This is a genomic window from Azospirillum sp. TSH58, assembly GCF_003119115.1.
GTDB lineage: Bacteria > Pseudomonadota > Alphaproteobacteria > Azospirillales > Azospirillaceae > Azospirillum.
On record NZ_CP022367.1, the window covers coordinates 1,358,473 to 1,372,306 of the forward strand.

12 protein-coding genes are annotated in these 13,834 nt (G+C 69.1%); 5 read left to right on the forward strand and 7 right to left on the reverse strand.

What is annotated here, in order from left to right:
• Positions 1-76: 76 nt before the first annotated feature.
• The 3 genes from TSH58p_RS27610 to TSH58p_RS27620 form a co-directional block, all read right to left on the reverse strand.
• Entirely contained in the window at positions 77-1,054 is a 978-nt protein-coding gene (locus TSH58p_RS27610; protein ID WP_109070302.1) for an alpha-E domain-containing protein, read from the reverse strand.
• On the reverse strand, positions 1,051-2,550 hold the full coding sequence (locus TSH58p_RS27615) for a circularly permuted type 2 ATP-grasp protein (protein ID WP_199230135.1): 1,500 nt from the start codon (positions 2,548-2,550) through the stop codon (positions 1,051-1,053). The genes TSH58p_RS27610 and TSH58p_RS27615 overlap by 4 nt, the downstream gene beginning before the upstream one ends.
• Before the next feature lie 198 nt (positions 2,551-2,748).
• Complete coding sequence (locus TSH58p_RS27620) at positions 2,749-3,810, reverse strand: flagellar motor protein MotB (RefSeq protein WP_109070300.1); 1,062 nt, start codon at positions 3,808-3,810, stop codon at positions 2,749-2,751.
• A gap of 227 nt (positions 3,811-4,037) precedes the next feature.
• On the opposite strand from TSH58p_RS27620, the gene TSH58p_RS27625 reads away from it, so the two are divergent.
• A complete protein-coding gene (locus TSH58p_RS27625; RefSeq protein ID WP_109070299.1) occupies positions 4,038-4,517 on the forward strand; it encodes a flavin reductase family protein in 480 nt (159 codons plus the stop codon).
• A gap of 41 nt (positions 4,518-4,558) precedes the next feature.
• On the opposite strand, the gene TSH58p_RS27630 is transcribed toward TSH58p_RS27625, so the two are convergent.
• The 4 genes from TSH58p_RS27630 to TSH58p_RS27645 form a co-directional block, all read right to left on the reverse strand.
• The gene (locus TSH58p_RS27630; protein ID WP_109070298.1) at positions 4,559-5,800 is read right to left on the reverse strand and encodes a threonine ammonia-lyase; all 1,242 of its coding nucleotides are present in this window, start codon (positions 5,798-5,800) and stop codon (positions 4,559-4,561) included.
• Entirely contained in the window at positions 5,797-8,220 is a 2,424-nt protein-coding gene (locus TSH58p_RS27635) for a penicillin acylase family protein (protein WP_109070297.1), read from the reverse strand. The genes TSH58p_RS27630 and TSH58p_RS27635 overlap by 4 nt, the downstream gene beginning before the upstream one ends.
• Before the next feature lie 118 nt (positions 8,221-8,338).
• On the reverse strand, positions 8,339-8,725 hold the full coding sequence (locus TSH58p_RS27640) for a cytochrome c family protein (RefSeq protein ID WP_109070296.1): 387 nt from the start codon (positions 8,723-8,725) through the stop codon (positions 8,339-8,341).
• Positions 8,722-8,904 (reverse strand): DUF3553 domain-containing protein, encoded by a 183-nt coding sequence (locus TSH58p_RS27645; RefSeq protein ID WP_109070295.1) that lies wholly within the window; start codon positions 8,902-8,904, stop codon positions 8,722-8,724. Before TSH58p_RS27645 ends, TSH58p_RS27640 begins: the two co-directional genes overlap by 4 nt.
• 243 nt (positions 8,905-9,147) lie before the next feature.
• On the opposite strand from TSH58p_RS27645, the gene TSH58p_RS27650 reads away from it, so the two are divergent.
• From TSH58p_RS27650 to TSH58p_RS27665, 4 genes are all read left to right on the forward strand, one after another.
• Positions 9,148-9,792, forward strand: a complete 645-nt coding sequence (locus tag TSH58p_RS27650; RefSeq protein WP_109070294.1) for a histidine phosphotransferase family protein — start codon at positions 9,148-9,150, stop codon at positions 9,790-9,792.
• Between the two features lie 338 nt (positions 9,793-10,130).
• Positions 10,131-12,893, forward strand: a complete 2,763-nt coding sequence (locus TSH58p_RS27655; protein ID WP_109070293.1) for a chemotaxis protein CheW — start codon at positions 10,131-10,133, stop codon at positions 12,891-12,893.
• Positions 12,890-13,390, forward strand: a complete 501-nt coding sequence (locus TSH58p_RS27660; protein WP_014198311.1) for a chemotaxis protein CheW — start codon at positions 12,890-12,892, stop codon at positions 13,388-13,390. Before TSH58p_RS27655 ends, TSH58p_RS27660 begins: the two co-directional genes overlap by 4 nt.
• Positions 13,391-13,438: 48 nt before the next feature.
• Positions 13,439-13,804 carry a PleD family two-component system response regulator gene (locus TSH58p_RS27665; RefSeq protein WP_109070292.1) on the forward strand — a complete coding sequence of 122 codons (366 nt, stop codon included), beginning with the start codon at positions 13,439-13,441 and terminating at the stop codon, positions 13,802-13,804.
• The last annotated feature ends 30 nt before the right edge of the window (positions 13,805-13,834 follow it).

Genomic DNA, 13,834 nt, shown 5'->3' on the forward strand with positions numbered 1-13,834 from the left:
GAATCACCGGCCCGAAGGTCGGCTGTTGGGGTTTGGCGGCTGGAGAGGATGCTGACGGAACTTGCTTCAACGGAGGCTATTGGGACTGGCTCTGGGTCATGGGGACGGTGTCCTGGCCGAAGAAGGCGCGTCCGATCTCGTTGGTGATTCCACAGAGCTGGGCCTGCACGCCGTCGAGATACTCGTGCAGGCCGAGCTGGATCACGTCCTCGATCGGGCGGGCCAGAAGCGCGCCGAGCAGCTCGTCCACCTTCTCCATCGCCTCACTGCCGTTGCGCAGGGTGTAACGGGACTTCAGGCGGGTCAAGAGGCCGTCGATCTGTCGCACACACATCACAACGGACCGCGGGAACCCCTCGTTGAACATCATGAAGCCGGCGACCGTGGTCGGCGACATGCCGCGCGGGTAGACGCGCCGGAAGGCGTGGTACCCGGCGGCGGAGCGCAGCACCGTCGTCCACTGGCTCATGTCCAGCGTGGAGCCGACCACCACGGGGGAGGGCAGCAGCGTGTGGTACTTGATGTCGAGCAGGCGGGTGGTCTGGTCCGCCCGCTCGATGTACTTGCCGAGCTGATAGAAGTACCAGCCCTGGTCGCGGTAGAAGGTGCCCTCGGTGATGCCGGTGTGGGTCTGGCACTCCTCCTTGATCCAGGTGCAGACCTTGGACAGGTTGGGCAGCGCCACGCCCTTGCCGTTCATCTCCACCAGCTTGTTGTGGAACACGTTGATCTGCGTCCACATCTCGGTGGAGATCCACGGGCGCAGGACGCGGGCGTTCTCCCGCGCCATGCGCAGCATGGACACCAGCGAGTTCGTGTGCTGGGTGTCGAACATGTAGTAGTGGACCACCGCCTCCGCCGTGGGGCGGTCGTGGCGGCTGAAGAAGTCCTTCTCGTCGGCGTTGAGCTGGACGATGGAGAACCAGTTGGTCATCCCCCGCGTGTCGCGCGCGAAGGTCTCATGCACGTCCAGGATCCGGGCGAGATTCTCGGCGCGCTCCATGTAGCGCGCCATCCAGAAAATGCATTCGGCGTAACGGGCCAGCAGATTCACGACGCGCTCCCTTCCTGTGCCCCATCCTGGAGCACCCCGTCCTGGAGAACCCAGGTGTCCTTGGACCCGCCGCCCTGCGACGAGTTGACGATCAGCGTGCCCTTCTTCAGCGCCACGCGGGTCAGGCCGCCGGGCAGGACCCAGGTGTTCTTGCCCGTGATGGCGAAGGGGCGCAGATCGACGTGGCGGGGATCGATGCCGTCGTCGGTCACGGTGGGGCAGACCGACAGGTCGACCACCGGCTGGCTGATGTAGTTGGACGGATCGGCCAGCAGCTTGGCCCGGCACTCCGCCAGCTCCTCCTTGCTGGCGCGCGGGCCGATGGTGATGCCGTAACCGCCGGCCTCGCCGACCGGCTTCACCACCAGCTTGTCCAGGTTGTCCAGCGTGTAGCGCAGCGCGTCGGCCTCGCGGCAGATGCGCGTGTCCACGTTGGGGATGATCGCCTCCTGGTCCAGGTAGTATTTGATCATCCGCGGGACGTAGCAGTAGATCGCCTTGTCGTCCGCCACGCCGGTGCCGATGGCGTTGGCCAGCGCCACGTTGCCCTTGCGGTAGGCCTCCAGCAGGCCCGGCACGCCCAGCATGCTGTCCGGGTTGAAGGCCTTGGGGTCGATGAAGGCGTCGTCGATGCGGCGGTAGATCGAATCGACGCGCGCCAGACCGTTGGTGGTCTTCATGTAGACGCGGTCGTTCTCCACCACCAGATCGCGGCCCTCGACCAGCGGCACGCCCATCTCGCGCGCCAGGAAGATGTGCTCGAAATAGGCGGAGTTGTAGGAGCCGGGCGACAGCAGCACGACCTGCGGGTCGGCCACGTCCTGCGGCGCGATCTCCATCATCGCGTCGAGCAGCTTGTGCCCGTAATTGTCCACCGGTCGGATGCCGATGTCCTGCATCAGGTCCGGGAACACGCGCTGCATCATGTGGCGGTTCTCGACCACGTAGGACACGCCGGACGGCACGCGCCCGTTGTCCTCCAGCACGCGGAAGGTCCCCTCGCGGTCGCGGACCAGATCCGTGCCCATGATGTGGATGTAGGTGTCGAACGGCACGTCCAGCCCGACCATCTGCGGCCGGAAGCAGCTGTTGCCCAGCACGAGGTCGGCGGGGATCACCCCGTCCTTCAGGATCTTCTGGTCGTGGTAGATGTCGTGGAGGAAGAGGTTCAGCGCCGTGACGCGCTGGGTGATTCCCGCCTCCAGATGCGCCCATTCCTTGGCCGAGATGACCCGGGGAATGATGTCGAAGGGAAGGATCCGGTCCACCGCGTCCTTGTTCGAGTAAACGAGGAAGGTGATGCCCAGATTGTACAGTTCACGTTCGGCGTCCTGCGACCGCCGCAACAGATCCCCGAAGTTCAGACCGGCCAGTCTCTGCCGGATCAGCGCCGAGTGCTCGGCTGGATAATCACGGCCTCCGAACAATTCGTCGTAGTAAAGGCCGGGATCGTAGTTCGTCAAAAGGTCAGTCGCCTTGCCTTCGGGTACGCTCACAGACTCCCCCGCAGCTAACGCCCTTGATTGACCGATGCCGTGTGGCAATGGTGTCTGCCGCGAAGTATGAACCATCGCTTCGCCTTTTGAACAGGGCAAACATTCCCCGCGTTGTGCGGCGCATCGACAAAACAAGAAGGGGTACGTTCAAAGGCAAGGAACTAACGCCTTGGTACCGGTGCCGCATCGGCTTTGGTATCAATTCGTGGCGGCGGGCGCGGTTGCGGTCTTGCTTTCGCGCAGCAGCACCATGCTGATGCGGCGGTTGCGCGGGCTGCCCGGCTGGTCGGGAACCAGCAGGTCGCGGTCGGCGCGGCCGATCACGTCCTGGACGCGCTCCTCCGGGATGCCGCCGGCGATCAGGGCGCGGCGGGTGGCGTTGGCGCGTTCGGTGGAGAGGTCCCAGTTGTCGCGCCCGGCCCCGGAGGTGAAGGGGATGCCGTCGGTGTGGCCGCTGATCGACAGCTTGTTGGGCAGCTTGGCCAGCGCCTTGGCCACCTGCATGACGAGCTGGCGGGTCTGCGGGTACATCTGGCCCGACCCGCCGGGGAACATCGAGACGCGGTCCTGGTCGACGATCTGGATTCGCAGGCCCTCGGGCGTCTGGTCGATCATCAGGTTCTGGGCCAGCGGCTCCAGCTCCGGCACGGACTGGATGGCCTGACGGATCTCGGTGGCGGCCTGCTGGAACTGGCGGGCCTCCTTCTGGGCGTCCTGCAGCTTCTCGCCGCCCTCCTTCACCCGCTCCGCGAAGTCGGACAGCCGTTCCCCCGGCTTCTGGCCGGGAATGCCGAGCTGCTTGGCCTGTTCCTCCAGCCGCTTCTGGTAGTCGAGCCGCGACTCGTTGGACTTCTGCTCGGCGGTGGAGGCGGGCGGCGGCGGGGCGGCGTCGGTCGGGTCGTTCGCCTCGTCGTCCTCCTGGGTCGAATGGCCGGGCGGTCCGGAGACCGGAACGTCGGCGGACATCGGGGAGGAGGGGGAGATCTGGGCGCCCGGCGCGGTGATGGTGCGCCCGCCCAGCATGCCGCCTGATCCGGAGCTTTCACGGCTGACCGAGCTGGGCGAGAAATAGTCCGCGATGCCCTTGCGCTGGTCCGACGTGGTGACGTTGAGCAGCCACAGCAGCAGGAAGAAGGCCATCATCGCCGTCACGAAGTCGGCGTAGGCGACTTTCCAGGCGCCGCCATGGTGGCCGCCATGGCCACCCTTCTTCTTCTTGATGATGATCGGCTGTTCGCCGCCGGACGGGTTCGCTGACATGAAGCCTTGCTGAATGGGCCTTGTGGTCGGGAATTCGCGGTCCGTGCGGACACCCGAAGGGTGGAGCGTTATCCTTAAGATCCATTTAATGCGGCGGAGGGCGGCTTCCGGCCGCTTCCGGGCGGGTCGCGGCAGATGCGGCTTGCACCGAGGGTCCGGCTGGGTTAATCCCGCTGTTTCGCCGCCGCACCCTCGCCCCAATAACCGACGAGCCCACACAGGCCGCCATGACCTTCGACTCTCGGGCTTTCCGCAACGCCCTCGGATGCTTCGCCACCGGCATCGCCGTGGTCACCACCGTCGCCCCGGACGGCGAGCCGATCGGCGTGACCGTCAACTCCTTCTCGTCGGTGTCGCTCGACCCGCCGCTGGTGCAGTTCTGCCTGGGCCGGGCGGCCATGTCGTTCGAGGCCTTCACCGCCGCGCCGTCCTTCGCGGTGAACATCCTGGCCGAAGGGCAGGCGGATCTGTCCAACCGCTTCTCGCGCCGCGACCTTCAGGAGCGCTGGGACGGCGTGGGGGTCGAGCGCTGGGACAGCGGCGTGCCGATCCTTACCGGCTGCCTCGCCAGCCTGGAATGCGACCGCGAGCATGTCTATGACGGTGGCGACCACGTCATCATCGTCGGGCGCGTCCGCCGCCTGTCGGGCAGCGAGGACGGGAAGCCGCTGCTCTACTTCCGCGGCGGCTACGCGCAGCTTCACTGAACCGGGCCCCGGGTTGGGCGATACGGGTCGGGCGATACGGCTCAGGAGATATCCGTCATCAGCTCCGTCGGGAAGCCCGCCTCCTCCATGTGGGCGACGAGGCGCTGGACGTGGCTGCGCCCGCGGGTTTCCAGCACCACGTCGATCTCGGCCATGCGCACCGGCACGTCGTGGAACAGGCGCTGGTGGTGCACCTCCACGATGTTGGCTCCGGCCTCGCCGAGCAGGCGGGCGACCTTGGCGAGCGCGCCGGGGGCGTCGGTGATGCCGATGCGCAGCCGCACCATCCGCCCCTCGTAGACCAGCCCGCGCGTCAGCACCTGCGCCAGGATGCGCGCGTCGATGTTGCCGCCGGACACGACGATGCCCACCCGCTTGCCGCGGAACCGCTCCGGATCGTCCAGAACGGCGGCCAGACCCGCCGCCCCGGCCCCCTCGGCGACCAGCTTCTGCACGGTGGCGAGACGGTAGACGGCCTCCTCCAGCCGCGGCTCGCCGACCTCGACCACCGCGTCCACATGCCGGCGGACGAGCGGCAGGGTGACGGCGCCGGGGGCCTTGACCGCGATGCCGTCGGCGATGGTGGCGCCGCCGCAGGTGATGGGCTGCCCGGCCAGCGCCTGGCGCATCGACGGGAACATGGCGCACTCCACCCCGACCACCGCGATGTCCGGCTTCAGCGCCTTGGCCGCCACCGCCATGCCGCCGATCAGCCCGCCGCCGCCCACCGGTACCACCAGCACCTCCAGGTCCGGCGCGGCGGCGAGCAGCTCCAGGGCGGCCGTGCCCTGGCCGGCGGCGATCAGCGGGTCGTCGTAGGGGTGCACGAAGACCAGCCCCTCGCGCGCCGCCAGCTCCTGCGCGTAGGCCGCGGCGTCGCTCAGCGTCTCGCCGTGCAGCTCCACCCGCGCGCCGAGGCTTTCCGTGCGCTCCACCTTGGTGAAGGGGGTGAAGGACGGCATCACGATGACCGAGCGGATGCCCAGCCGCGTCGCGTGGCAGGCCACCGCCTGGGCGTGGTTGCCCGCCGACATGGCGATCACCCCGGCCCGCCGTTCCGCCTCGCCCAGCGACAGCAGCTTGTTGAGCGCCCCGCGCTCCTTGAAGGAGCCGGTGAGGTGCTGGTTCTCCAGCTTCAGCACCACCGAGCAGCCGGTGATCTCCGACAGGCGGGGGGAGGCTTCGGTGGGGGTGACGGGCAGGCGGTCGCCGATCCGCGCGGCGGCGGCGCGGACGTCGTCCAGGGTCAGAAGCGGGGCCAAGGTCGGTGTCGGCTCGGTCATGGCGAACTCCCTGGGCGGGTGGGGGAAAGCGTCAGCAGCGTGGACCCGTCGCGGGCCAGCGTGCCGCGGTCGCCGGCCAGTCGCAGGCCCATCCCGTCGCGCCAGCCCTGCACCAGATCCCCCCAATGGGGCGACAGCGGGTTGCCCGACTGGCCGGTGGCGATGGAGAAGCGGGAGTTGCCGAGGTCCGCCAGATCGTAGACCGCGCGCAGCCCCGGACCGTGGACGTGGGAGAAGGGGTCCTGCGGGTCGCGCACGCGGGTGGTGCCGCGGTTGACGGTGAAGGCGCCGCCGCCGGTCGGGATCGACAGGTCGAACAGTTGGCCGAGCAGCGGCACCCGGCCGAGCAGCCGGTGGTTCAGGGCGGCCTTGTGCTCCGCCCCCCAGCGCCAGCCGTCCATGTCCGTTCCGTGGCGCCGCTCGATCTCGGCCAGCGCCGTTTTCAGGGAGTCGGCCAGCATGGCGGCGCAGTCCTCGCGGGCCGGCGTCGTCCGGTCGTCGCACCACTGCGGGGCCTGGGTCAGCACGCGGTGCAGGGCGCGCGGGCGCAGGTCCCAGTAGCTCTGGAACAGCGGCCCCAACTCGTCGGCGAAGACGCGGCGCACCAGCTCCCGTTCCCACCAGGAGAAGATCAGCGGCTCCGCCCGGTCGCGGTCCATCCGCCCGTCCCAGCCGGCCAGACGGTCCAGCGCGGCGCGGGCCCGCCCGTCGAGGTCGGGGACGGTGCGCAGCGGCTCCAGCATCAGGGGCAGCAGGTCGCGCGCCGGCAGCGACAGCTCGTCCATCTGCTGGGCGGCGACCTCCTCCACCGTGTGCGGGCCGTCGCCCAGCATCTGGACGATGCGCTCGGCGCGGGCGGGGTCCGGCCATTCCGTCGCCAGGGCGTAGGGGTAGCCGGGGCCGACCACCGCGTTGTTGGCGTTGACGAACTGGCCCGACGGCGGATCGACGGCCTGGGGCAGCGCGTCGAAGGGGATGTAGCCGATCCAGTCGTACTCGCCGGTCCAGCCCGGCACCGGAACGCGCCCGTCGCCGCCGCGCCGCACCGGAACCAGCGCCGGCGACAGGAAGCCCAGCGTCCCCGCCGTGTCGGCGTACAGGACGTTCTGCTGCGGCGCCACATGGAGGAACAGCGCCTCGCGCACCGCCGCGGCGTCGGCGGCGTGGTTGAGGCGGTACAGAGCCTCCGCCGTGGTGTCGGCGGCGGTCAGGCCGGGGAAGGCCAGCGCCAGCACATGGCCCTCCGGCGCCGCTTCGGCGGCGTCCGGCGTGGCCAGCACCGGGCCGTGCCGCGTCTCGCGCACCGTCAGCGTCTCGTCCGGCTGGCCGGCGATGCGGATCGTCTCCCGGCGCGTCTCGAAGGCCGCGCTGCCGTCCGGCGTCAGGTAGCGGCCGGGGTCCTGCGGGTCGAGCTTCTCGATGAACAGGTCCTGGGTGTCGCTGTGGGTGGTGGTGAAGCCCCAGGCGACGCGCCCGTTGTGCCCCAGGATGTGAAGCGGCACGCCAGGGATGGTCGCCCCGGCGATGCGGTGTTCCGGCGTCACGATGCGCGCCAGATACCAGAGGATCGGCGCCTCCAGTCCGAGATGGGGGTCGTTGGCGATGATCGGCTTGCCGGTCGCGCTGCGCGCCCCGGTCAGCGCCCATTCGTTGGACGCGGTGTCGAAGCCGAGGTCGGGCAGGGCGGCCAGCGCACCCTGCAGGTCCATGCCGTCGAGCGCCGCCGCCAGGGTCACCGGGGCGGTGGGGTCCGACTCCGGGAACAGGTCGCGCATCTGCTCCGGCGTCAGGCTTTTCAGGGCGCTGGCCCGGAACAGCTCGTCCCGCGAATCGCCGGAGAGCTGGAGTCCCATCAGCTTGCCCCAGACGAGGCTGTCGGCGGGCCGCCAGGGCTCCGGCGTGTGGCGCAGGAGCTGGAACTCGATGGGCAGCGCCTCGCGGCGCGTCTCAATCCAGGCGTTGACCCCGGCGGCATAGGCGTCGAAGGCCGTGCGGGCCTCCGGCGACAGCTCCTCATAGGCTTCCTCGGCCCGACGGTAGACGCCCAGCGTGCGCATGGAGCGGTCGAGCCGCAGCGCCCAGTCGCCGAAGCGCGTGCCGACCAGCTCGGCCAGCCGCCCGGCGCCGCTGCGCCGCATCGTCTCCATCTGCCACAGCCGGTCCTGGGCGTGGACGTAGCCGAGCGCGAAATAGGCGTCCCGCTCGGTGGCGGCGAAGATGTGCGGGATGGCGTTGCGGTCGCGCAGGATCTCCACCGGGCCTTCGAGTCCCGGAACGGTGGCCGCGCCCTCGTAAGCCGGCGTCTGCTGGCGAAGCCACAGCAGGAACCCGCCCGCCCCCAGCACCGGCACCACGGCCACCACCAGGGCGAGAACGGCGACCAGGAAGGCCAGGGGCTTGCGGACGGCGCGGGGAATCATCGGAGGCCAGAACTCGGAAAGGGGGCACGACAGACAGAGATGGGGATGGGGGCCGCCCGCGGCCATGCTCGCCGAACTCGATCGCGGCGGCCCGCAAGCGACGGCCGCAAGCTTGGGCTCAGCGCGCCGTGGCGCCCTTCAGGTAGGCGACCAGATCCCGGCGGTCGGCCGCGCTGGCGATGGTCTGCATCGGCATCTTGCTGCCGGGGGTCATCACGTCGGGGCCGATCTCGAACAGCCGGGCCACCGCCGCCTCGTCCCAGACGATGCCGCTGCCCTTCAGCGCCGGGGAGTAGTGGTAGCCCTCCACCGCCCCGGCGGGGCGCCCGAACAGGCCCCACAGCGTCGGGCCGGCGCGGTTGCCGCCGTCCGGAGTCAGCGTGTGGCAGAAGGCGCAGGCGCGGAACAGCGTCCTGCCGCGCTCCGGGTCGGGCGCGTCGTCGCCCAGCGCGGGGCTGCCGGCGGCCAGCAGGAGGAGGACCGCCAGCGGCACCCTCCCAGTCACGGCATGTCGTCCGGATCGGTGACGGTCAGCGAGACCACCGACGTGTTGATGAGCAGCTTCCCGGCATTCTCGAAATTCACGGTGACGCGGTCGCCGACGGCCGACTGCACCTGACCCAGACCCCAGTCGGGGCGGGCGGGGTGGCGCACCCAGGCGCCGGGAACCAGTGAATCGTCCATGCCGCGCCTCCTGCATCCGCTGGAATTGGTTATCGCTTTCGCGGGATGACCGCGGAAAAGCGGCGGCATCCGCGCCCCTGGAATGATACAAACAGACGTCGCCGCCGGCCATCCCCATGGGGCACCGGCATGCTACAGAATGCCGCCCGGCCGGGGGAAGTTCCTGGACGACGTTCCCCGGGCCGCGCTTTGGCCGGCAGCCGTTTCGCCGACGGTCGGCCATCAACGATCTGGAGACCACCCGTGCCGCTGGACATCCGCGTGATCGAGCTTGTCGCTTCCCGCATCTGCCACGATCTCGTGAGCCCGGTGGGAGCGATCCGCAACGGGCTGGAGCTGATCGAGGAGATGGAGGACGAGCCCGCCGGGGGCTTCCTCGGCGAGGCGGTGAAGCTGATCGAGCATTCCTCCGGTCAGGCCGACCGGCGGCTGCGCGTCTTCCGGCTGGCCTACGGCCTCGCCGGGCGGGAGCAGAAGGGCTTCGGCGACACCCGCTCCTCCGCGCAGGGGCTTCTGGAGGGCGGGCGCACCACGCTGGACTGGCCGGCGGGGGTGCCGAACGACCAGCTCGCCTTCAAGCGCGGGGCGGCGAAGGTGCTGCTCAACGTCATCATCCTGGCCGACGAGGCGCTGACCCACGGCGGCACCATCACCGTCGCGGCGGAGGGGGACGAGCAGGCGGGGCGTTTCACCATCACCGCCGCCGGGCGCCCCGGCGCCCTGAAGGACGAGTCCGCCGCGGCGCTGGCGGGGACGGTGGCCGCCGCCGACCTGACCCCGCGCAGCATCCACGCCTACATGACCGGGCGCTTCGCGGAGGACGACGGCTATCGCGTCGCCGCCACCCCGGCCGGGCCGGACCGGCTGGTCTTCACCGTGGAGTGGTGACGGGATCCCTTCGCCGGGGGGCGAACTCCCGCGTCGACGATGACCTCCTCAAAACCGCCGCCGGTCCGGTGCGCGGCGCTTCGCCATGGCCGCGTGCGGGGCGCGCGACGGTCATAGGCTGCTGCGGCGGCATCGGCCTTGCGGGCTGTGACCTTGGGCCGCGTGGCTCGGCATGACGGCGGAGCCCAAGAGTGGTATCGAAGGAGGTAAGGTTCTCTTAATCAGTGTTTGACAGGCTCCCACCGTAGCTGGAAAGGCCCGTACCGGCGGCGTCGCGCACGCCGCCCTCCGGACGGCCGGCCGGAAACGGATACAATTGCGGGCGTGGGGATCGCGACATGGATGATCTGCTCTCCGAATTCCTGACGGAAACCAACGAGAACCTGTCGGTTCTCGACGTGGAACTGGTCCGTCTGGAGCAGAATCCCAACAATCCGGAACTTCTGTCGAACATCTTCCGTCTGGTGCACACCATCAAGGGCACCTGCGGCTTCCTCGGCCTGCCGCGCCTGGAAAAGGTCGCGCACGCCTCGGAAAACGTGCTGGGCAAGTTCCGCGACGGGGAACTGACCATCAACCCCGAAGCGGTCTCGCTCATCCTTCAGGCGTTGGACACCATCAAGAGCCTGCTGGCGGTGCTGGAGGCGACGGAGGCGGAGCCGCCGGGCGACGACCTGCCGCTGATCGAGCGACTGAACCTGTGCGCCGAAGGCAAGCTGGGCGCCGCCGCTCCGGCCAAGCCCGCCCCGGCCCCGGAGCCCCCGCCGGCCCCCGCGGTCGCGGCGGCGGAAGAGGCGCCGGTGTCCTCCGGCAACGTCACGCTCGACGAGCTTGAGGCGATCTGGAATTCCACCCCCGGCCCGACCAGCACCGCGCTGGCCCCGGTCGCTCCGGAGCCGGCGGAAGATCCCGTCCCGTCGCACGATCTGGTCGTGCCGGACCCCGATCCGGTCCCCGCCGCCGCTAAGATGCCCGCTCCCGCCGCGGACGCCGCGTCCGGCGCCGGTGCCGGCGGCGAGGCCGCGACCAAGGAATCGGCGGTCGCCGCGCAGACCATCCGCGTCAACGTGGACCTGCTCGAAAACCTGATGACCATGGTGTCGGAGCTGGTGCTGACCCGCAACCAGCTCCTCCAGATCCTGCGGTCGCAGAAGGAGAGCGAGTTCGCCGCCCCGCTGCAGCGCCTGAACCATGTGACGTCGGAGCTGCAGGAAGGCGTCATGAAGACGCGCATGCAGCCCATCGGCAACGCCTGGGCCAAGCTGCCGCGTCTGGTGCGCGACCTGTCGCACGAACTGGGCAAGAAGATCGACCTCCAGATGCTCGGCGCCGACACCGAGCTGGACCGCCAGGTGCTGGAGCTGATCAAGGACCCGCTGACGCACATGGTGCGCAACTCCGCCGACCACGGCCTGGAGGTACCCGCCGACCGTCTGCGCACGGGCAAGTCGGAGACCGGCCGCATCACGCTGAACGCCTATCACGAGGGCGGTCACATCATCATCGAGATCCAGGACGACGGTAAGGGCCTGGCGATCGACAAGATCAAGCAGAAGGCCATTCAGAACGGGATGGCCTCGGAAGGCGAGCTGGCGGCGATGTCCGACCAGCAGATCATCCAGTTCATCATGAAGCCCGGCTTCTCGACCGCGGCGAAGGTCACCAACGTGTCGGGCCGCGGCGTCGGCATGGACGTGGTGAAGACCAACATCGAGAAGATCGGCGGCACGATCGAGATCAAGTCCCAGCAGGGCAAGGGCTCGACCTTCGTCATCAAGATCCCGCTGACGCTGGCCATCGTCTCGGCCCTGATCGTGGAATGCGCCGGCGAGCGCTTCGCCATCCCGCAGATCAGCGTGGTCGAGCTGGTGCGCGCCGCCGCCGACAGCGAGCACACCATCGAGCGGCTGAAGGGCACGCCGGTCCTGCGCCTGCGCAACCGCCTGCTGCCGCTGGTCTCGCTGCAGGAGCTGCTGCGGCTGGACGACCAGGAGGGCGGCGAGAAGAAGACCGACGAGACCTTCATCGTGGTCACGCAGGTCGGCACCTACACCTTCGGCATCATGGTCGACCGCGTGTTCGACACCGAGGAAATCGTGGTGAAGCCGGTGGCGCCGATCCTGCGCCACATCGAGATGTTCTCGGGCAACACCATCCTCGGCGACGGCTCGGTCATCATGATCCTCGACCCGAACGGCATCGCGTCGGCGACCGGCGAGATGGCCATGGGCGAGACCATGTCGAAGGAGGCCACCTCGGTCCAGGCGACCCGCCAGGAGGACAAGATGGCCCTCCTGCTGTTCCGCGCCGGGGCCGGCGCGCCGAAGGCGGTGCCGCTGTCGCTGGTCGCCCGCCTGGAGGATGTCGACCTCGCCAGCGTCGAATCGTCCAACGGCATGCCGGTGGTCCAGTACCGCGGCAAGCTGATGCCGCTGGTGCCGATCGATCCGGGCTTCATGATCGGCCAGGAAGGCCGCCAGCCGGTTCTGGTCTTCGCCGACGGCGACCGGTCGATGGGCCTGATCGTCGACGAGATCGTCGACATCGTGGAGGAGCGGCTGGTGGTGCAGCTCACCGCCGACCGTCCGGGCCTGATGGGCTCGGCGATCATCGCCGGCAAGGCGACGGACGTGCTCGACGCGGGCTTCTTCCTGACCCAGGCCTATAAGGATTGGTTCGGCTCGTCCTCGACCGACGGGTACGAGGAGGAGAGGACTCTCCAGCGCGTGCTGCTGGTCGACGACAGCCCCTTCTTCCGCAACCTGCTGACCCCGCTGCTGTCGGTCGCCGGCTACGACGTCACCGCCGTGGAGAACGCCAACGAGGCGCTGGCGCTCTGCGAGGCGGGCGAGGACTTCGACGTCATCGTCTCCGACATCGAGATGCCGGGCATGAGCGGCTTCGACTTCGCCGAGGCGGTCCGCCAGGGCGGCACCCGCTGGAGCGGCACGCCGATGGTCGCCCTGTCCAGCCACGCCTCCCCGCGCGACCTCGACCGCGGCCGTCAGGCCGGGTTCACCGACTATGTCGCCAAGTTCGACCGTGACGCGCTGCTGTACGCGCTGCAGCAGACCCTGTCCGAGCAGAAAGGTGCCGCATGAGCAACGCCAAGCTGCCCGCCACCACCAAGAAGTCCAAGGGCGACGAGATCACCTCCGGTGGCAGCCAGGACTATGTGACCATGACGATCGCCGACCAGCTGTTCGGCATCCCGGTCCTGCAGGTCCAGGACGTGCTGGGGCACCAGCGGATCACCCGCATCCCGCTGGCCCCGCCCGAGGTCGCCGGTTCGCTGAACCTGCGCGGGCGCATCGTCACCGCCATCGACGTGCGCCTGCGGCTCGGCCTGACGTCGCGCCCGAAGGACAAGCCGGGCATGTCCATCGTGGTGGACCTGCGCGGCGAACTCTACAGCCTGATGGTCGATTCGGTGGGGGAGGTGCTGAGCCTCTCCAACGATGACTTCGAGCGCAACCCGGCCACCCTCGACCCGCGCTGGCGCGAGGTGTCCACGGGCATCTATCGCCTGAACGGTCAGCTCATGGTGGTCCTGGATGTGCCGCGTCTGCTGAACTTCACCACGATGGAAGCGGCCTGAGGCGAACCCCCGGTCGGTGTGCAAAGCGAAGCCTGAGGCCTGTTCACCATGAAAGTTTGCCTGGTCGTCGATGACAGCCGCGTGGTCCGCAAGGTCGCGCGGAAGATTCTGGAAGAGCTGCACTTCGCCTGCACCGAGGCGGAGGACGGCAAGCAGGCCATGGAGGCCTGCGCGCAGAAGATGCCGGACGCCATCCTGCTCGATTGGAACATGCCGGTGATGACCGGCATCGAGTTCCTGCGCCGTCTGCGCAAGATGAGCGGCGGGGATTTTCCCAAGGTCGTCTTCTGCACCACGGAAAACGACCTCGCCCACATCCAGGAGGCGCTGTCCGCCGGGGCGAACGAGTACATCATGAAGCCGTTCGACAGCGACATCATCCAGACCAAGTTCCAGCAGGTCGGGCTGCTGTGACGGGCGGGATCACCGCGCCGCGCACCGCTC

Bases quoted from the DNA above. Each gene is read 5' to 3' on its own strand.
- TSH58p_RS27665 (WP_109070292.1), top strand. From the start codon at position 13,439: ATGAAAGTTTGCCTGGTCGTCGATGACAGCCGCGTGGTCCGCAAGGTC.
- TSH58p_RS27625 (WP_109070299.1), top strand. From the start codon at position 4,038: ATGACCTTCGACTCTCGGGCTTTCCGCAACGCCCTCGGATGCTTCGCC.
- TSH58p_RS27645 (WP_109070295.1), bottom strand. From the start codon at position 8,904: ATGGACGATTCACTGGTTCCCGGCGCCTGGGTGCGCCACCCCGCCCGC.
- TSH58p_RS27660 (WP_014198311.1), top strand. From the start codon at position 12,890: ATGAGCAACGCCAAGCTGCCCGCCACCACCAAGAAGTCCAAGGGCGAC.
- TSH58p_RS27655 (WP_109070293.1), top strand. From the start codon at position 10,131: ATGGATGATCTGCTCTCCGAATTCCTGACGGAAACCAACGAGAACCTG.
- TSH58p_RS27630 (WP_109070298.1), bottom strand. From the start codon at position 5,800: ATGACCGAGCCGACACCGACCTTGGCCCCGCTTCTGACCCTGGACGAC.
- TSH58p_RS27635 (WP_109070297.1), bottom strand. From the start codon at position 8,220: ATGATTCCCCGCGCCGTCCGCAAGCCCCTGGCCTTCCTGGTCGCCGTT.
- TSH58p_RS27620 (WP_109070300.1), bottom strand. From the start codon at position 3,810: ATGTCAGCGAACCCGTCCGGCGGCGAACAGCCGATCATCATCAAGAAG.